At 54.1% G+C, this 19392-nt stretch carries 18 protein-coding genes; 13 read left to right on the plus strand and 5 right to left on the minus strand.

Annotated features, from left to right (window positions below; genetic code table 11):
- The first annotated feature begins 267 nt into the window (after positions 1-267).
- Genes AC50YL_RS29025 through AC50YL_RS29040 form a run of 4 tightly spaced genes read left to right on the plus strand, consistent with a single transcriptional unit; the run spans position 268 to position 3022 of the window.
- Entirely contained in the window at positions 268-597 is a 330-nt protein-coding gene (locus AC50YL_RS29025) for a PadR family transcriptional regulator (protein ID WP_494836575.1), read from the plus strand.
- Between the two features lie 14 nt (positions 598-611).
- A complete protein-coding gene (locus AC50YL_RS29030) occupies positions 612-1478 on the plus strand; it encodes a pentapeptide repeat-containing protein (protein ID WP_494836576.1) in 867 nt (288 codons plus the stop codon).
- A gap of 14 nt (positions 1479-1492) precedes the next feature.
- Positions 1493-2254 carry an ABC transporter ATP-binding protein gene (locus AC50YL_RS29035; protein WP_494836577.1) on the plus strand — a complete coding sequence of 254 codons (762 nt, stop codon included), beginning with the start codon at positions 1493-1495 and terminating at the stop codon, positions 2252-2254.
- A complete protein-coding gene (locus AC50YL_RS29040; RefSeq protein WP_494836578.1) occupies positions 2255-3022 on the plus strand; it encodes an ABC transporter permease in 768 nt (255 codons plus the stop codon).
- Between the two features lie 606 nt (positions 3023-3628).
- On the opposite strand, the gene AC50YL_RS29045 is transcribed toward AC50YL_RS29040, so the two are convergent.
- Positions 3629-4180, minus strand: coding sequence for a VanZ family protein (locus tag AC50YL_RS29045; protein ID WP_494836579.1), 552 nt, complete (start codon positions 4178-4180; stop codon positions 3629-3631).
- A 259-nt stretch (positions 4181-4439) separates the two neighbouring features.
- Positions 4440-5036 (minus strand): nitroreductase family protein, encoded by a 597-nt coding sequence (locus tag AC50YL_RS29050; protein WP_494836580.1) that lies wholly within the window; start codon positions 5034-5036, stop codon positions 4440-4442.
- A gap of 686 nt (positions 5037-5722) precedes the next feature.
- On the opposite strand from AC50YL_RS29050, the gene AC50YL_RS29055 reads away from it, so the two are divergent.
- From AC50YL_RS29055 to AC50YL_RS29085, 7 genes are all read left to right on the plus strand, one after another.
- Positions 5723-6019 carry a putative quinol monooxygenase gene (locus tag AC50YL_RS29055; RefSeq protein WP_494836581.1) on the plus strand — a complete coding sequence of 99 codons (297 nt, stop codon included), beginning with the start codon at positions 5723-5725 and terminating at the stop codon, positions 6017-6019.
- A gap of 147 nt (positions 6020-6166) precedes the next feature.
- Positions 6167-7546 (plus strand): spore germination protein, encoded by a 1380-nt coding sequence (locus tag AC50YL_RS29060; protein WP_494836582.1) that lies wholly within the window; start codon positions 6167-6169, stop codon positions 7544-7546.
- The gene (locus tag AC50YL_RS29065; RefSeq protein WP_494836583.1) at positions 7543-8703 is read left to right on the plus strand and encodes a Ger(x)C family spore germination protein; all 1161 of its coding nucleotides are present in this window, start codon (positions 7543-7545) and stop codon (positions 8701-8703) included. The genes AC50YL_RS29060 and AC50YL_RS29065 overlap by 4 nt, the downstream gene beginning before the upstream one ends.
- The gene (locus tag AC50YL_RS29070; RefSeq protein WP_494836584.1) at positions 8700-9806 is read left to right on the plus strand and encodes a GerAB/ArcD/ProY family transporter; all 1107 of its coding nucleotides are present in this window, start codon (positions 8700-8702) and stop codon (positions 9804-9806) included. The genes AC50YL_RS29065 and AC50YL_RS29070 overlap by 4 nt, the downstream gene beginning before the upstream one ends.
- Before the next feature lie 246 nt (positions 9807-10052).
- On the plus strand, positions 10053-10517 hold the full coding sequence (locus tag AC50YL_RS29075; protein ID WP_494836585.1) for an MEKHLA domain-containing protein: 465 nt from the start codon (positions 10053-10055) through the stop codon (positions 10515-10517).
- A 223-nt stretch (positions 10518-10740) separates the two neighbouring features.
- Positions 10741-11778, plus strand: coding sequence for an alpha/beta fold hydrolase (locus AC50YL_RS29080; protein WP_494836586.1), 1038 nt, complete (start codon positions 10741-10743; stop codon positions 11776-11778).
- A 38-nt stretch (positions 11779-11816) separates the two neighbouring features.
- Positions 11817-13055 carry a flavin-containing monooxygenase gene (locus AC50YL_RS29085; protein WP_494836587.1) on the plus strand — a complete coding sequence of 413 codons (1239 nt, stop codon included), beginning with the start codon at positions 11817-11819 and terminating at the stop codon, positions 13053-13055.
- A 71-nt stretch (positions 13056-13126) separates the two neighbouring features.
- On the opposite strand, the gene AC50YL_RS29090 is transcribed toward AC50YL_RS29085, so the two are convergent.
- From AC50YL_RS29090 to AC50YL_RS29100, 3 genes are read right to left on the minus strand one after another with little or no spacing between them, the layout of a single operon-like run.
- Positions 13127-14200, minus strand: coding sequence for a Ger(x)C family spore germination protein (locus AC50YL_RS29090; RefSeq protein WP_494836588.1), 1074 nt, complete (start codon positions 14198-14200; stop codon positions 13127-13129).
- Entirely contained in the window at positions 14197-15267 is a 1071-nt protein-coding gene (locus AC50YL_RS29095; RefSeq protein ID WP_494836589.1) for a GerAB/ArcD/ProY family transporter, read from the minus strand. The genes AC50YL_RS29090 and AC50YL_RS29095 overlap by 4 nt, the downstream gene beginning before the upstream one ends.
- The gene (locus AC50YL_RS29100) at positions 15260-16600 is read right to left on the minus strand and encodes a spore germination protein (protein ID WP_494836590.1); all 1341 of its coding nucleotides are present in this window, start codon (positions 16598-16600) and stop codon (positions 15260-15262) included. The genes AC50YL_RS29095 and AC50YL_RS29100 overlap by 8 nt, the downstream gene beginning before the upstream one ends.
- A 310-nt stretch (positions 16601-16910) precedes the next feature.
- On the opposite strand from AC50YL_RS29100, the gene AC50YL_RS29105 reads away from it, so the two are divergent.
- Both AC50YL_RS29105 and aroA read left to right on the plus strand, forming a co-directional pair.
- The gene (locus tag AC50YL_RS29105) at positions 16911-17807 is read left to right on the plus strand and encodes a LysR family transcriptional regulator (RefSeq protein ID WP_494836591.1); all 897 of its coding nucleotides are present in this window, start codon (positions 16911-16913) and stop codon (positions 17805-17807) included.
- A gap of 265 nt (positions 17808-18072) precedes the next feature.
- Positions 18073-19380, plus strand: coding sequence for a 3-phosphoshikimate 1-carboxyvinyltransferase (aroA, locus tag AC50YL_RS29110; RefSeq protein WP_494836592.1), 1308 nt, complete (start codon positions 18073-18075; stop codon positions 19378-19380).
- Positions 19381-19392 lie beyond the last annotated feature (12 nt).

The raw sequence follows: 19392 nt of genomic DNA on the forward strand, positions 1-19392 counted from the left end.
CCTACCGCAGCTGCGCTTGGACGAAATCGGCAAAGACGAAATACCGGTCAGCACTGGTATTTCGCTGTTCTTCTCCTTAAACGTCCGATAATGCGGCTCCCCTTAACAACTATGTATGGGTGCTTAAGCTTTCACGCCAGGAAACCGCGCTCTGCGCGGTTTTTTTGTTATGGAAGCACGAGTTGTTCTAGACAGAGTATCACAATTAAAATACTACCTTGACAGACAAAGTAATATGTCTTATGATGTTGATGTGGAGGTGAGGAGATGAACGAGAACAAAATCACATCCGATCTGCTGCGGGGACATACGGATACGATGATTCTACGGCTCTTGTCGGAAGCGGACCGCTACGGATACGAGATCGTCAAGCTGATCGCGGATCGATCGGGCGGCGATTACGAGCTGAAGGAAGCCACGATGTACTCCAGCGTCAGACGGCTCGAGACGGACGGCGATATCGAGTGGTACTGGGGCGACGAATCGCAGGGCGGACGGCGCAAGTATTTCCGGATCACCGAGAAGGGCAAGGATGTTTATGCCCGCAACAAAAGCAATTGGGCTTATGCACAGCGCGTGTTAGAAAACTTATTATGAGGAGATATGTGGCGATGAATGCGAAATTGACGAACTACTTGAACGGTGTCTTCACGCCGTACGACGGCGTGAAAAGCGTGACCGAATTGAAGGCCGACCTGCTCTCCGATCTGCAGGAGCGGTATCGCGAACTGAAAGCCGAGGGCAAGGACGACGAGACCGCGTTTACGACGACCATCGCGAGCATCGGCGACATCGAACAAACGATCCTGGAGGTCGCCAATCTTTCCCGTTCGCTGGAGCGCCAGCTGCTGACCAGCTTCAGCGCGAGCAACCTGGCGCAGAGCGACTTTGCGGGCGTGACCGCGCATAAAGGACAGTTCAATGCCAGCGCGCTGCACGGCTCGGATTTCTCGGGGGCGGACTTGACCGGCAGCTCGTTCAAGAGCAGCGACATGCGCGAAGCGAACTTCGACGGCGCCAATCTGACCGACTGCAGCCTGTCGGCCGTCGACCTCGCCAATGCGAGCTTCAATCAATCGCTCCTTGTCCGCACGAACTTCAGCATAACGGGACTGGACGGCGCGACATTCAAGGGCGTCAAACTGACCGACGTTACGCTGAGCAAGATGGACCTCAGAAAAACGGTCTTCGAAAGCTGCTCCTATAACGGCGTGAACTTCGAAAGCTGCGATCTGAGCGGGCAGCGTTTCGACGGGCAGACCTTTACCGGCGTCAAGTTTGACAAGTCGGCGTTGAACGAAGCTTCGTTCAGGGGCGCAACGCTCAAAAACGTATCGTTCATTCCGTTCTTCTCCTTGACGAATAGGTATTACCGCACCATCAAAACGATCAGCTTCGACGGCGCTTCGATGGATAAGCTGACCTATGCCGCGCTCAAGGGCATCGGAGCCAATCTGTCCAACGTGACGATTATCTAAGGGAGGGAAAACACGTGCCAACCGCATCCATTCAAGTAAAAGGACTGCAAAAATCCTACAAGCAGCTTCAAGTCTTAAAAGGCGTTGATTTCGAGGTGGAGAAAGGCAGCATCTTCGCCCTCCTCGGCTCCAACGGGGCAGGCAAGACGACATGCGTCAAAATTCTCACCACGCTGCTCAAACCGGACGGCGGAACCGCCGCGATCAACGGCTTCGATGTGGCGTCGAGCCCCGGGAAGGTGCGGCAGGCCATCAGCCTGACCGGGCAATTCGCCGCCGTGGACGAAATTTTGACCGGACGGGAAAATCTGATCCTGATCGCCAAGCTGCGCTACCTCGCCAATCCGCGTCAGGTTGCGGACGACTTGCTTCGGCGCTTAGGCTTGACGGACGCAGCCGATCGCAGGGTATCGACGTATTCGGGCGGCATGCGGCGCAGGCTCGACATCGCCCTGAGCCTTGTGGGCAATCCGCAGATCATATTCCTCGACGAACCGACGACCGGGCTTGACCCCGAGGCACGCATCGAGGTATGGAAGATTGTGAAGGAACTGGCCGGCAGCGGCACGACGGTACTCCTCACCACGCAGTATCTGGAGGAGGCGGAGCAGCTGGCCGATCGGATCGCCATTCTGCACGAGGGGCGGATTATCGCGAACGGCACGCTCGCGGAGCTCAAAAAGAGGTTCCCGGCCGCGCAAGTGGAGTACATTGAAAAACAGCCGACGTTGGAAGAGATCTTCCTGGCGATCATCGGCAAAAGGGAGGGCAAGTAAATGGAGACGACAAAAAATCATTTCTTCACCGATATCAGCGTGATGCTCGGGCGTTCCATGCGCCATGTTTTCCGCAGCATGGACACCATCGTCACGGTCACCATCACGCCGATCGCGATGCTGCTGCTGTTCGTCTACGTGTTCGGCGGCGCGATCGATGCCGGAACGGATAACTACGTGAATTACCTGCTGCCGGGCATCCTGCTCATGGCGATTGGCAGCGGAGTAGCCTACACGGCTTATCGCCTCTTTACCGACGTGCAGCGGGGCATACTCGAACGGTTTCACACGATGCCGATTTCACGTTCCTCCTTGCTTTGGGGGCATGTGCTGACTTCGGTGGTATCCAACGCGCTATCGGTGGTCGTCATCATTCTCGTCGCGTTGGTCATGGGTTTTCGTTCATCCGCGGGCGTGCTGCCATGGCTTGCCGTAGCCGGAATCCTCGTTTTGTTCACGCTGGCCTTAACCTGGGTCGCGGCGATAGCCGGATTGTCCGCAAAAACGGTCGATGGCGCGAGCGCCTTCTCCTACCCGATTATCTTCCTGCCGTTCATCAGTTCGGCATTCGTGCCGACCGAGTCGATGCCGACCGTGGTCCGCGTCTTTGCCGAGAACCAGCCGGTAACCGCGATCGTGGAGTCCATCCGCGCATTGCTGTCGGGTCAGCCCGTGGGCAACGACATCTGGATCGCGCTTGCGTGGTGCGTCGGAATTACGCTCGTTGCTTATGCGTTTGCGATCCGGGCGTACAAAAAGCGGGGATAACGCATGGCGGATTGATTCGCCGAATGGAGACGTCTAATGCAAAATCGATTCTTTCTGGCACGGCCTGGGCAGGAGAATTCGGAACCGCTCGAAGCTACGCTCGTGTTCCTCCGGGGGAACGCCTTTCCCCCGGACTTTGGCTGCGAGAAGCACATCCTGGACGTCCTCTGCCGATCCAATCGCTCTTTAGGTAAACTTTAGATTAAACATAAAATATGGAAGTGAATTTAACATGCTCGGCTGCATACTATTTATTGTCATAAGTAAATTCGCAGAAGGAAGTGGTTCATTGCACGGAGTACCATCTCAAGTGTTTTGTACAGTTTGCCGGCAGCATAAATGGATAGCCAGCATTCCCGGCCAATCTGACGAACCAGACCCCGGCAGCTTTTCTACGTTTGTCTGCTCGGACTGTACGAAAGAAATCATCGCCAAGTGGAATCAACTGGAAGAAAGCGAATGAAGCCCCGCAGGGGTTTTTTTTATTATGCAGTGGTTGATTGCAATCGCGGAAGGAAATCAAAAAAGACCGGCAGGAATATACCTGTCGATCGAAGCCATGCATACAAGCAGTTGAATGTCTTCTTGCATGGGCAAGAAAGAAATTCAGAATCTCATTTTTATCACGAACAAATAATAGCAGATAACCGGTATTCCAATGATAACAGACAGTACTGTAATTGCAGTATGTACATTCTTCTCGCCCCGTACTATAAATCGTAAAGTCTTATACGCTAAGATGCCGATCCATCCGCCTAAAGAATTTAGAATGACATCATCGATATCTGCTGTCCCGATGCCTAATAGCCCCTGAATGATTTCGACCAATAAGCTCACTATGAAGATAACCAATAGATTAACCAGTACTTTTTTATTGTGCTTAAGCACGGTCATGTACACGCCAAGGGGAATGAAAATAAGTATATTGCCAACCACATTAGCGGAAGCGAATTTTTTTAAATTAGCAGAGCTGCCCGATAGGTATTCGCGTATGGTATCAAAAGGAATGAGATTGATGGACCGAACTGCAGTCCTTTGAGCACCGAACAGCTCCCAAATCGAAACTCTCGATAAGAATAAGATTTTAAGCAATAGCATTATGTAACCGATGAAAACGCCATATAACAAGATTGTTTTAATTCGTTCTAGTGTATTCATCTTATCTCCTTTTGCTTTCACCGGTTTCGAATTGCGGATTCGATAAGCAGAGGATACCGTAAGTTCTTAAACGATTTCGGTGGTAATTCTTAAAAATTTCTCAAGTTTGCCCGTCGAATGCGATTTGGCAAGTCTCCGGACAAATAAAACAGCGGCCGCACCAGGACATGATCTCCATGTCCTAGTCCGCCGCTGTATTTATCCAAACCTTCTAAAACGGATTTTTCAAAAGCCGACGATCTTTTTAAGCTGCAAACATTCAGAAGAACTTCACGCGATCCGACAGCGGCATGAATTCTTTGTCGCCCGGTTCGAATGTCGGTTTGCCGAACGGCATTTGCGCAATCAGCTTCCATTCGCCCGGAAGTTGCCACGTTTGGGCGACTTCGCCCTCGATAAGCTCATTATAGTGCTGCAGGGAAGCGCCGAGACCTTCCGCGACAAGCGCCGTCCAAATGACGTGCTGCAGCATGCCCGAGGACTGGTTCGACCAGATCGGGAAATTGTCGGCGTAAGACGTGAATTTTTCTTGCAGGCCTTTCACGACGGATTGATCTTCAAAAAACAAGATCGTACCGTAGCCGTTCGCAAAGCCGTTGATTCTTTCTTCGGTTGCCGCGAAATTTTCGGCGGGAACGATTTTTCTAAGCGCTTCTTTCGTAATGTTCCACAGTTTATCCGATTGCTCTCCGAAAAGAACGACCACGCGCGAGCTTTGCGAGTTGAATGCGGACGGGGTATGATTAACGGCTTCGCCTACGATTTCCTTGATTTGCTCAGCGGGTACGACGACTTCCTTGCTCAGTCCGTAAAAGGTGCGTCTAGCTTTGACAGCTTCCAAATAAGATTTGCTCATAGTGATCTCTCTCCTCTATTGCTTAATAACTTAATGTTTTAAATCTTAAATTTAAGATACATGAATTTAAGTCGCACGTCAACTGTTTAATTGTTAAGTTATTTTGGCGAAAATCATGACCGAAGCGAGAAGCCGCGTCCATGAATGACGTTCCGAGGGCTGCGGGGCGAGAAACAAACCGACGTTCAGGACGAACGTCGGTTCATGTCCGGCGGTATCAATCCGCCCATAATCTTCGAGCGAAAGCCTGAGCTATCAGGTTTTTCTTTTTGTATGCCGCTACCTCGGGTTGCGTGCTTGAGTTTTGGTGCGTTTCCCGGCTCGCGCTTCGTCCAGCCATGCGAGCTCGTTGATGTTCGAGTCGACGATTTGCGGTTGCTGGATTTTATCCTTCGTTCTTTTCCTCGCAGGCATCGCTCGCCGTTTGCGGTTTTGTTTCATGTTCTTCCCATCCTTCCGCGTCTTCATGCATCAGGTTTAAATTATGCACGGACATCGAAGACGGATTGGGTCGATTTGAATCGGATGCATCGGGGCTGCAGAATCGACAGAATCGCGGATCAAAAAAAAATATGGCTCCATTCGGTAGCCATCGTGATTATTAAACCCGATTGAGGAAAAAATAGGAAAAGCGTGCCGGTTTCGCGTGCCGACCAAGTTCATCAATCTCAAGAGGGGGCCATGCAGTGTCTGCCATTACCATCGTCGCCGTACTTAAAGCCAGCAAAGGGAACGAGCGGCTGCTTCGGGACGAATTGCTGAAACTCGGGGCACCTTCGCGCGCCGAAGCGGGCTGCCTGGATTATGTCCTGCACGAAAACGCGGAGCATCCGGAACAATTCGTGTTTTATGAAACCTGGCAGGATCAAGCCGCGCTTGACGCGCACGTCGCTTCTTCCCACTACCGGGCTTATCGCCAAGCTGCGGAAGCGTGGTTGGATACGCGCGAAGTCTATCGGTTGAACATAATCGCGAACTCATAGCGGCAGGCCAATGATCCGCCTTCGGAAGACAAGCAAAGCACCGCTGCTGCGGTGCTTCTCTTCTTTTACCAAGACTAAACCCAACACGCTGCAAGTGTATCGAGGTTACGGAAAGGGCCGGTACGTGTCATGGAGGAAAAATTTCCGATGGACCTGGACGAAAGCGTCGCGATCAATCACGATGCATTGCAGCGCATTCTCCGCAATTGCGCGGACATTGTGTTTCGATCGTTAACGCTGCCGGATCAAGCTGAAATTTTGCTCGTTTATCTGGAAGAGCTGACGGATTCGGCGAAATTGGAACAGATTATATCGGCATGCATGATCAGTCGCGACTTCACGCGGCTGACGCAGTATGAAAGCGTTCATTATCTATCGGAAGTCGTCGCCAAAGTCTTGAAAGGCAGCACGGCCGTGTTTATCGACGGCAAGCCTTTCGCCTACGTGGCGGAATTGACCGCGTTCAAACAACGCGCCATCGCCGAGCCTTCGAACGAAGCCGCCATTCGGGGTCCGCGCGAAGGATTCACCGAAGACCTGAAAACCAACTTAAGCATGATTCGTCGCAAAATCAGCCATCCGACCTTAAAGTTCGACAAGCATCAAGCAGGCGAGCTGACCAATACGGAGTTTGTCGTCGCATATATCGAGGAGAAGGTCAAACCGGAGCTGCTTCAGGAGGTCAGAAGAAGGCTGGATGCATTCAGCACGAATCAGCTGCTGGATTCCGGTTATATCGAAGAATTCATCGAAGATAAAAGCTGGTCTCTATTCCCGCAAATTCAAAATACGGAGCGTCCGGATACGGTATCCGCGAGTTTATTGGCAGGCAGGGTTGCCATTATCGTCGACGGCTCGCCGAACGCCTTGCTCTTGCCGATGACGTTTTGGGCCGGGCTGCAGGCGGCGGAAGACCATTACGAGCGCTTCATCTACGTCTCGGCGGTCCGATTATTGCGGCTGCTGCTTGCCGTGTTGTCCTGCCTGCTTCCATCCGTATACGTTGCGCTTACGACGTTTCACCCGCAGATGATTCCGCTCGCGCTGATGCTTAGCATCTCGGCCTCCAGAGAAGGGATTCCGTTCCCGACCGTCATCGAAACGCTGCTGATGGAGTTGATGTTCGAGGGGCTGCGGGAAGCCGGCCTTCGCTTGCCGAAAGCGATCGGGTCGGCCGTGAGTATCGTCGGCGCGCTGGTCATCGGGGAAGCGGCCGTTCAAGCCGGATTTATTTCGGCGCCCATCGTAATGATCGTGGCGGGCACCGGCATCGCATCGTTCGCTTTTCCGAGCTACAGCCTGGCATTGCCGTTTCGGCTGCTGCGGTTTCCGCTGCTGGTCGCCGGCGGTTTCCTCGGTCTGTACGGCGTAGCGATCGGGGTCATGTTCATCCTGATCCATCTTGTGGCGCTGAAGTCGTTCGGCATGCCGTATTTGATGCCGACCGCCCCGATCGGAAAGAGCTTCTGGAAGGATGCGTTTGTGCGAATGAATAAACGATACGTATCGGAGCAAAAAAAACCATGAAAAAAATAAACGCCATCGGCTGGTTGACCGCGCTCGCGTTCATATCCGGTTGCTGGGACAGGAACGAAATTAACGATTACGCGTTCTGGATCGGCACCGGGCTGGATTTGTCGGAAGACGGCAAGCTTAAAAAAAGCGCGCAGATCGCGGTTCCCGCCGGCTTCAAGACGACGGGCGAGGGCGGGGGAAGCGGGAAGCGGGCAAATATCGTCATATCGGCGACCGGTTCGTCCATCGTGGATTTGGAGCAGCAAGTGCAGGACAAGCTGCCCCGCAGGATTTTTCTCGGACACCGCAGGTCCATCTTCATCGGCGAAAGCCTGGCGCGTAAAGGGATAACCGATATCATGGATCAATTTACGCGGAATACCGATACGCGGATGCGTACGGACATCTTTGTCGTGAATAACGGAGATGGCAGGGATATATTGGACATCAAAAGTCCGTTCAATCAATTCTCGGCGATCGTGGCCGTCGAACAAGACCGATTTTGCCGATTGGGGGATACGGCATTGCGCGATGTGCTGCTCGATGTCGGACGCGACGGCATTCGTCCTTCCATGCCGATGGTCGAGATCTCGCCAAAGAACGGCAAAGAAAAAGACGAAATCATCGAAGTGAAATCCGTGGCGATCTTCAATCGGGACCTGCAGATGGTCGGGGAAGTAAGCGGACGCGAATCCTTGGAGATGTTCTGGGTGAAGGGCGTGCTGAAAAATCAATTCATCATGGAGGAAACGGAAGAAGGCACCATCTCGCTCTATGAATCCAACTTGAAAAAATCCGTTCGTACCGAAATCGTCGGTAATCGGCTAAAAGCCTTCGTGAAGCTGGAAGGAAGCGGAAGAGTGCTCGAAAACAATACGGATATCGATCTTTCCGCCTCCTCCGAGCGCAGACCGTTGGAGCGCAAGCTGAACGAAATGAAAGCCAAGCAAGTCGAAGCGACGATCAAGAAGGTACAGCTTCAATATGGACAGGACGTGTTCGGAATCGGCGAAGAATTCCACAGAGAACATCCTCGCCAGTGGAAAGGGCTTCGAAATAAATGGGATCGACTCTTCCCCACCGTCGAGGTAGCGGTCAGCGTCAAATTGAAAATACAGAATTCGGGCGGGATCGGCAAGCGTATCCCGGGGATCGGAGACAGAACATGAGAATTACGCCCTGGCAGTTGTTTTGCATGTTCACGACATTGGAGATTTCAATGAGCATTTGGCTGACGGTCTCGCCTTCGATCGAGATCGCTAGGCAGGATGCCTGGATCTCTCTCGCGGTGGCGGGCGTCATCGGATTGTTCGTGACGCTGATCCTGACTCGCGTCAGTCAACGCCATGCTTCGCTTACGCTGGTGGAGTTTGCGCAGAAGCTGCTCGGAAGGTGGATCGGAAAGCTGATCGCCGCCCTGTATATCGCGGTATGGTTCTCGGTATCGGCGGATATATTGCGCATCTTCTCCTTGTTTATTAAGCAATTTTTATTTCACGATACGCCGGTTTGGGTCATCGCGATCCTGATGGTCGCCGCCATGGCGTACATCAATTTCGCCGGCGGCATCGAAGCGATCGCCCGTTTCAGCGAATTGGCCGGACCGTTGCTTCTGGTCGGCATTATGATAACGTTTGCGCTGAATATCTCGAATTTGCACCCGGACCTTCTTTTGCCCATCTACCAAGACTCCGGTGCGCTCTCCATAATGAAGGGTTCGCTGGTGAATGCATCGTTTCTGGGAGAATCCATGATGATCATGATGTTAACGCCGTTTATCGCGGATTCGCGAAAGATGCTCAAGCCGGCGCTGCTGGCGATCTTCATTCCGTCCATGATCGCCGTCGTGACGGCGATCATGGTCATCATGACTTTCGGCACGAATATCGGATCGACCTTGATCTTTCCGTACTTCAGCATGGTTAGGTTTATCAATTACTTGGAATTCATACAAAACATGGACGTCTGGATTATGTTCATCTGGATATTCAGCGTATTCGTGAAGCTGTCGATCTATTTGTTCATCAACAGCTATGGAACGGCGCAGCTGCTTGGCATCAAGAACTGGCGGATCATGATCGGATTCGTCGCGGCCGTCATTTTCGCGATTTCCTTGGTACCCGCGCATATTATCGGCATATTGGATTTTGCGAAATTCGTTTGGATCATCTATGTTTTCCCGATTTTCATCGTAGGCTTGCCGATCATCCTGCTGCTCGTCAGCCTGATAAGAGGCCAGTCGCCGCCTGCGCGCGAGCAACAAAACTCATAGCATCCGAGGCGAGACGGCCCTATAAAAATGGCTAATCTATCCCGTTTTTGCAAGGAGTGATAAACGCCGCCGAAGCAAACAGGGCACTCGGTGATACGACCGGGTGCTCGACGGCGACTTCCCGCGGAATCCCTTTCATAAATTTATTGATCCATAATCGTAATTTCGTTATTTGCTTGCATGGCGTGCCGCCGTTTACAATCAGGTCATGTACGTCCATTCGGATGGAGAGGGGAACAACACAGCATGAAGCTAACCGGAATCGGGGCGACAAACGAACATGCCCGGCTCATCATCTCGAGTTACGAGCGCTTGACGGGGAAGAAGTTATTGGATGAGGAGCCGATGCCGGGCGAGGAATTCGACCGTTTGTATCATAACCCGTTCGTCGTTCTATCCCACGGGCTGGAGCCGGATCCGGTGCTTAATTTCGGCAATCTCGCGGCCCAGGCGCAGTGGGAAATGGACTGGAGCGCGTTCACGCGCACCCCGTCGAGATTGACGGCCGAGCCGATGGAACGGGAGGAGCGGAGCCGCTTCCTGCAAACCGTCGGCGAACAGGGCTTCGTCGACAACTATACGGGCATTCGGATATCCAGCACGGGCCGGAGATTTTATATTCTGGAGGCGACGGTGTGGAATCTGATCGACGAGAACGGCCATAACCATGGACAAGCCGCCTCGTTTCGCGAGTGCCGTTATCTTGAATAGGCCGTGCGGCAAAGCAAAAAGCAGTCTTCTCTTGCAGAAGATTGCTTTTTTTTGTCTTCGCCGGTTGGTCTCCTACATATGGATAGAAGTTTATGTGATAAAGTCACGGTTCGGTTTCGCACGTCCTGTTAGTATCGTAACTGCAAGCCGAACAAACTAACGCTTCGTTACAAGAAGGGAGAACGGCATCATGAAAAAAAGCCATTCAAGGAGTACGAACCGCATGAAAGCTTCCAAAAAGAAACTGGCAGGCGCGGCATTGGCCGCTGCCATCTTGTTTACCGCCGCGCCATGGGGAAATGCAAACCTCGCGCAAGCGGCCGCTTCCTCGTCAGCCGCTACGTTACCCGTTAAGACCACTTTATATACGGTTTATCAAATCAGTCCGGATCGGCTTTATTATGACGCGGCTACGGGGTATCTGCAGATTGACGGTCAAAATGCCCTGAAGCCCGCGATCAAGAACGGAGTATCCTACGCAACCTCCGGCGCGATCGCCGAGGCGGCCGCCAAAGCCGCCAAGCAGCAGCCGATGACGTTCGTGCTCGTTCACGGCTCCTGGACCGACGCAAGCTTCTGGAGCAAAACCGTCGCGGAATTGAAAAGAAACGGCCACGCCGCTTACGCGCCCGAATATGCCGGCCATGGAAGCTTGTACAAGCCCGACGTCACGCATGAGGAGATCGTGCAGTCCGTCGTCGACTATATGACGTCCAAAAATCTGAAAGACGTCGTGCTGGTCGGGCACAGCTTCGGCGGCTCGGTCATCCAGAAGGTCGCGGAACGAATTCCGGATCGGATCCACCGTTTGGTTTTCTTTGACGCCTTCGTGCCGCTCGACGGGCAAAGCGTGGCGGACCAATTTCCCGCGGAGCTGCAGGATGCTTTTGCGCAGCTGATCAAAGCTTCCGGCAACAATACCATTCCGATGCCGTATCCATTGTTCCGCGACGGGTTTGTCAATACGGCCAGCGACAGCCTGGCCAAGCAAATCTATCAAAGCGCAAAACCGGAGCCGGCGGCGCCGCTGCTCGAGAAGCTGGATTTGAAGAAATTTTACGCGCTGAACCTTCCGAAAAGCTATCTGTACTTCACGTCCGATACGGCAGCGCCGCAGGGCGACAAGTACGGCTTTAACCCTGCCCAATCCAGCCATCTGGGCCAGTTCCGGCTGATTACCGGCAACGGCGACCATATGACGACCGCCTATGCGCAGCCGGCTTATCTGGCCAATAAATTGTTCGAGGCAGCCAGAGATTAACCGGCATCGAACCACGATCTGCTCAGGAGGTTCGCGAGATGCGGGAACAGGTGGATGTCGTCATTATAGGAGCGGGACAAGCAGGACTTGCCGTAAGCTATTATTTAACCGAGCGGGGCTGTAACCACGTGATCTTGGAGAAAGAACGGATCGGGGCCTCGTGGAGAAAGAAATGGGATTCCTTTCATTTGGTGACGCCGAACTGGATGCTGCAGCTTCCCGGATATCCTTATCCGGGGGACAATCCGGACGGATTTTTGACACGCGATGAAGTGACGGCGTATTTAGAAGGTTATGCCGAGCGTTTTCATCCGGAGATTAGACCGCTTCCGGTTACGGCCATCCGCATGAATGCCGATGGTCGCACCTATGAGGTGGAAGCCTCGGGAACGACGATTCTGGCGAAAAACGTCGTCGTGGCCACCGGCGCGTTTCAGAAGAAAAAAATACCGGCGATCGGCGCTCGAATCGACGAGAGCATCGTGCAGCTTCATTCGAGCGAATACCGGAATCCGCATGGATTAAGGCCGGGAAACGTGCTCGTCATCGGCGCCGGTCAGTCCGGTTGTCATATCGCCAAGGAACTGAACGAATCGGGAAGAAACGTGTATCTGTCGGTCGGCAGCAGCGGGAGGCAGCCGAGGCGCTACCGGGGGAAGGATACGATGCGGTGGGCTTCGGAGCTCGGCATGTACGATCAGCCGGCCGGGCTGTTGGGTTCGCCAGCCGAGAAATTCGCCAGCAGTCCCTACGTATCGGGAAGAAACCAAGGCGAAGATATTCACCTGCGCCGGTTCGCGCTGGATGGCATCACCTTGCTGGGACGGCTGCGGGACATGCACGGGAAGACCGTGAAGCTGCGGCCCGATCTCTTGGATAATCTGGCACGGGCAGACGAATTCGCGGAAACGTTCATGAACGGCGTCGACCAGTACATCTCGAAGTCGAACCTGATCGTTCCCGAAGACGATGCGAGGATAGACGACGAACGATTGAAGCGCGCCGCCATTCCGATCATCGAGGAACTGGATTTAGCCGCGGCGGAAATCACGGCGATCATATGGGCGACGGGCTATGCGCCGGATTTTGGGTGGATCGACCTGCCCGTTTGCGATCGAGACGGATATCCCCTGCATGATCGGGGAGTTGCGAATTATCCGGGCTTGTATTTCATTGGATTGGCATGGCTGCATAAAGCAAAGTCTCCCATCCTCTATGGCGTAGGAGAAGATGCGGCGCATATTTCCGCTCATATCGCAGACCGCTTGAATGCGTAACCGAACCTCCGAATAGCTGTTTCGAACCCGGCGCCGCAGGCGCCGGGTTTTTAAGTGTCTTCGTCCAACGGCTAGGAAAGCTTCGTATTTCCGTCGTTCTGGATAATCGTATCGATCTTGAAATCGACCTGCAGCTTCGGCAGATATTCGGTTCTCCAGTTGCGCAATTGCGCGCGGGGCATACTTTTCCTGAAATATTGGCCTAGTCCGAGGATGTCGGATTGCTGGGTTTGAACTTTATGCAGCATGCCGTCGAACCGCTTCGAGAGGATTTCTTCGACCTCCTTCTTCACGAGCTTCGACGTAACGGCCCCTTTCGTTTCCACGATCGAAACCTTCAGCGTGATGAGCACGTCCAGATGAGGCGTGTCATGGGCGAACTTGCTGCGATGGCGCATGGAGCTTCGCAGGATAAGCACGCTGGCGTGATCCATGACCTCGATTTTCCCTTGCGCGCTTTGACCGTTGAAAGAGTTGAATATCAGCGTTTCTTCCGGAGATATCCGGTCCACCATTTTGCCGTTCTTGATGAGCGCCGATCCCAGATAATCGATCGTTCCGCTGCGTCCGGATTTGATGATCGGAATGGCGACGTCGCGGGTATACGAATGAATGCTTCGGTAGACTTCCCATATCCGCGTCAAGGACATCTGGGGATTCCATCCCGCGTTTTTCTCGAAGCAATCGTACAGCGTCGTGCCCTTCGGCGTCATGGAGCTTGCCACGTAATCGAAGAAAGGATCCAGTTTCTCGTCGCATATGGCGATGATCGTTTTGGGAGAGATGTCCCTCGCTCTCATGAAGCTGGAGATGCTGTCCGTCAGGCCTTTTTGCGCGTAGTCCGTTTCGACGAGAATCACCTTGAGATGCAGCAGATCGACGCTGGTCTCCATTCGCTCGCTGATCTTGTCGACGGCTTGATTGATGGTTTTGCCCGTTTGGCTGATGATCCGAATGTCGATTCCCTTCTGGCTCGGCTCCGGGATTTGCAGCACCACCTCGTAGAGGTCGTCATGCTGGGCGACTCCCATGACGACGGGCAGTGAACGGTGATCGATGTCCCGGTTGTCCCAGCATCCGCATAGAGCGCCTAACAGTCCGATGACCGCCGACAAGCCCGCGACGCGCTTCATCGTTCGATTCATAGTCCGACCTTCCTCTTGTGCATCCGGCTCGCGAAGAAGCAGGTCGACAGCGGCACGGCCACCAAGATGTAGAATCTCAAATACGTCCCCCACCAATAGAGCTCCGTAATGTCTTTCCAGTCGGGAATGTACAAGCAGACGATAAATACGAAGAGGGGGATCGCGAGCAGGATATACGCCGGTTTTATTGCCGGAAAGCTTTGGTTCACGACCCGCATCGCGGACCATAACACGATCGATAGATAGAGCATCATGAAGGAGATCAAGCTGAGCAACAAGAACAGCGTGATGCGGTCGAACATGATCCACGTGATCGAAATGGTATCGAGCGCCACGACGAACGGAAAATTAAACGTGGAGGCGGTAGCTTGGCCGAAGGTCAGAATAGGGATGTAGACGGAGAAAACAAAGAACGGCAGGAGCGCGAGGGCGCCGAAGATGATATACCGTTTCCGGTAGGTAACGTAAGGCTGCGTGAAGCCGAGAAACAGAAATCCCCCCGCAAACACGAAGAAGCTTTCCAGATAGCTCGGGTTGGTCAGGAACGAGGACTTGCCGATCAACGGATAAACGTACCGCCAATCGACGTTCTGGAAGGAGGCGGAGAAGAAAAACAAGATGACCGGCACATTGATGCAGCCGATCAGCAAGCCCGTGCGGAAGATGGATTGAATGCCCTTGAAGGCGATATAGGACGAGATGAACAAGAATAAAAACATGATCGCCCAGAGCGGGGTGCTGGACAGGAAGACGACCGTCATGATCTCCGACAAGCACCGCACCGAGACGACGCAGATCAATAGAAAATAAACGGCGATCGGTAACAGGAACAAGAACGATACGCCTTTTCCCATTCCCAGGTACATGCTGACGATGTCTCGATTCCCCAATCGGCCGAGCCCTTTCAGATAAACGGCGATCGCGCCGAGATGCACCGCAAACCCCAGGACGATCGGAATCCAATGCCCGTCCTCCGTGCTGGCGATAATATCTCCCGGATACATAAAGAAGATCAGGCCGAGATGCGTAATGAAATAGATCAAGGTCACCTGCCAGGACTTATCCATGCTTGATGTCATCCTTCTTGTTCGAGAAGCCGATATACGGAATCCCGTAGGTATTCAAACTCGCGATATAGGCGCAAATCAGCAGCAGTCCTTCCAAGATCCCGAGCACCCCGTAGATGGCGGCCATAATCACGATGACGTATTTCGAGATGCGAAGGGAAAGCGAATGCTGCAGCCCTACGATGGTCGAGTTCGAGATCGTGGTGGCCGCCAGAATGATGATCAGCAGATTGCTGACCAGCTTGGCTTGCACGACGGCCTGTCCCAGGATGATGCCGCCGACCATGGTGATCGTCGGCCCGATATTTTTGGGCAAGCGGATGCTGGCCTCGATGATCAACTCCAGGATGAAGAGCATGAGGATCATTTCGATGATCGCGGGATAGGGGATGCCTGCCCGGGTTTGGGCGATGGAGATCGCCATCTCGATGCGGAGTACCTCGGGATTGACGGAGACGAGCGCGACGTACAGACCCGGGAGGACCACGGTCAGCCATGCCCCGATCAAGCGCAGCGCGCGCAAAAACAACATGAGCGGCAGCGGAAGATTCCGGTCGCTGTCCAAGAAAAAGACATCCCAAAGCAGGCTCGGGACAACGAGCGCGATCGGCAGCCGGTCGATGAACAGCACCGCTCTGCCTTTTCGCAGGAAATTGGCGGCTTCTTGCGGAAGCTCCGTTTGGCTGAATTTCGAAATCATGACCCAGGACGGGAAGCCCATTATTTTTTTCGAGAGCTGCTGCAGGTTTTCGATTTGTTTGCTCCGGTTTTTTTGGATATGGCGAACGAGCTTATGAATGAATTCCATGTTCGTGCGGCCCTCGTAATACAGGAGGGAGATCTTGGTGGTCTCCTCGGTTCCGATATAATAGGAGCTGACTCTTAAATTGTCGGTCAACAGCTGCTTGCGAACGATGCCGATATTGGCGTGGATATCCTCCGTGAACGAATTCAAGGAGCCTTGGAATACGTTCTCGTTGATCGGCGGCTCGATGGCGCGGTTAAGCGCTTTGGGCGTCGGTTCCATGACGACGCAGGAGCCGTCGTCTTCGAAGCAGATGAGAAGCTTGCCCGACAACAGGCTCAAACAAGCCTTCGCGCTATCGGGCCGATCGCAGACTTCGCCCAGTTGGGCTTTGAGCTCGTCCAGCGCGGTCCCGGATAGGACGGCGGCTTCTACATAAGCTTGCAAGCTGAGTTTCGTAGCCGCGATATCCAATAACGTATTGAAGCCGGCAAGGACGACCCGGGAATCCATAAACGTCTCTTCCAGCGCGAAAAAATCGTCGTCGCCGGAAAATGTGTTCCTAATCTCCTGGACCAGCGTGCGCATGGCGGTTCATCCTCTTCATGGTTATAGATACTTGGAGTATCCCCTGATATGGCATGAATATACCGCGCATGGAAAGGCATGGCATAAACTCGGATTCGGCCGTTCGGCCGGCGGGAAACAGCGCGCCCGTTCGAGCGCGCGGTCTACCTCTTTACCAAAATACGGGTCTATGATGCCTCTATTTCAGTAGATTGCGGGTCCTCTTTTTTTTCGGTCGTTCGGGCTCCCGCCGCGATCTTGCATTGCACATGAATGCTATGTATGATAACGGGAATAATCATGCACGGCATGCATATAGGAGCTGACGAATATGGAACTGACGCAATTGGAGTATTTCTTGGCGGTCGCCCGAACCGAGCATCTGACGAAAGCGGCCGAGACATTATCCATCACGCAGCCTGCGCTGAGCCATTCCATCTCGAAACTGGAAACCGAGCTCGGCGTCCCGTTGTTCGAACGCAAAGGCAGAAGCCTGCAGATCAACCGCTACGGCACCATGTTCGCGAAACATGTCGAGAAGATCCTGCAGGAGGTGGAGCGTGGGCGCAAGGAAATCGAAGAGAGCGCCAATCCCGATTCGGGCACCGTCCATCTCGCTTATTTGAATATCCTGGGCGTGGATCTGATTCCCCGCCTCGTTCGCGATTATCGATCAGCCAATCCGAATATCTCCTTCGAGCTGACCCAAGGAGACAAGGGTGCGATTCTGGAGCAGCTCGAGAACGGTTATGCGGACTTGATGATCACTTCGGAGAGGCCGGTCGGCGACGCGTACGACTGGGTGCCGATCCGGTCGCTGCCGCTCTATCTCGTGGTTGCCTCCGATCATCGGTTCGCGGACAGGGCGTCCATCAGCCTGACGGAAATTATCGGGGAGCCGTTCGTGGGCTTGAAATCCAACTGCGGTTTGCGCGATTCGCTCATGACCCGCTTCCAACATATGAACTTCTCGCTCGCGTCCGCCTACGACGCGGAGGATCTGCAGACGGTAGCCGGATTCGTCGCGGCGGGGCTCGGCGTATCCGTCTTGCCCCAAACCGCCGGCTTGAACCTGGAAGGCTTGCGGTGGATTGCGATCCAAGAGGAAGGCTGGGTATGGGAAGTCGGCCTGCATCTCAAGAGGGACCGGTTCCTGTCCCCGGCAAGCCGAAGATTCGTCGGCTATATCGAAGAAATGGCAGGTTCATTGTCGAGGCGACGAACATGACATTCGTTCGCGGATGCCGCAAGCAATGAAGGATAACGACGCATCTCGCGTCAAACGCGCACCGTTCAATCTTGAACGGTGTTTTTCGTTCGGCCTTCGCCGGTTAAGAGCGGGCTCGCAATCTTGTTTTTTGCGCGGAAAAAGTTTAACCGGACGCAAATGTAGACAGAATGATAGCATCACTTTTCTAAAATAATCATTTTTGGCGGCGAACGGTCGTAACTATTAGTGTTCCGTAAAACAAGATGAGGGCAGGTGGAGCCACTTGACTAAATCGATGGTTTTTCCTCACCGGGGCATGGTGAGCGGCGTGGTGCGGGTACCTCCATCTAAGTACCATCTGCATCGCGCGCTGATTTTCGGATCGCTGGCCGACGGGGAGACGCTGATCCACGGGAAGTCGAGCGCGCTTCACATCAAGGATACGCTTCGCTCCTTGCAGGACTTCGGCATCTCCGTGAAGCAGACGGACGACGGTTACGCGGTCAGGGGCGGACCCTATAAACCGAGAAACGGCAAAATCCGGGTAGGAAGCTCGGGGTCGACGCTGCAGTTCATGCTCGGGCTCGGAAGCTTGGCGCAAGGCACGCCGCCCACGTACGACGGGCACAAGGCGCTTCGGGAGAGACCCATCGGCCCGCTGCTGGAAGCGCTGGGCTCCTTCGGCATCCAGTGGCGGGCGAACCAATACAAAATGCCGGTCACGATTCAACCCGGCAGACCCCAAGGCGGGCTCGTTCAAATTCCGGGCACGCTCAGCCAGTGGATCTCGGGCCTGCTCATCGTCGCGCCGTTCGCCGCGAAAGATACGACGATCGAGGCGCTCCCGCCTCATAACGAGCTGACCTACGTCGGCTTGACGATCCAGATGATGCGGCAATTCGGCATCGAGATCGAGGAAGATCCGAGCGGGACCAAATGGCGGGTGCCCGCCCGCCAAACTTACCGCCCAGCGGAGATCCGGATCGAGCCGGACCTGTCGTCGTCGGCGTTCCTGCTCGCGTTGTCCGCCATGTATAAGTCGGATATCGTGCTGCAGGGCATCACGGGGGCGGGAACGCATCCGGAAAACAAGGTGCTGGAAATCATGGAGGACTTCGGGATCCCCATGTCGTACGACAAGGCGCGGGATGGGCTTTGGATCCGTCACTCGGGCGCGCGTCCGACGAGCGGACTGGATATCGACATGCGGCATATCCCGGATTTGATCCCGGTGCTCTCCGTTCTGGCCGCGCTTTCCAGGGGCCGGACCGTGCTGCGCAACATCGGGCCGGGCCGGATGAAGGAATCGAACCGCGTCCGGGCGATGCTGCAGCTGAACAAGATGAACGCCTCCATCGCGGAGGACGGGGACGACCTGGTCATCGAAGGGGTGGAACGGCTCCGGGGCGCCAGGATATCCACGTATAACGACCACCGCGTCCAAATGGCGTTCACGCTGGCGGGACTCAGGGCGGCTGAGGGCGTCAGCGAGATGACCTACCCGAACGCCTACCGGATCTCGTACCCCGAATTTTTCGGCCATCTGGAAGCGCTCGGGGTGTACGTCCGCGAGCCGGCATTGATTCGTTGAGGTTAACAACCG

It is taken from the genome of Paenibacillus sp. J22P277 (assembly GCF_059383675.1).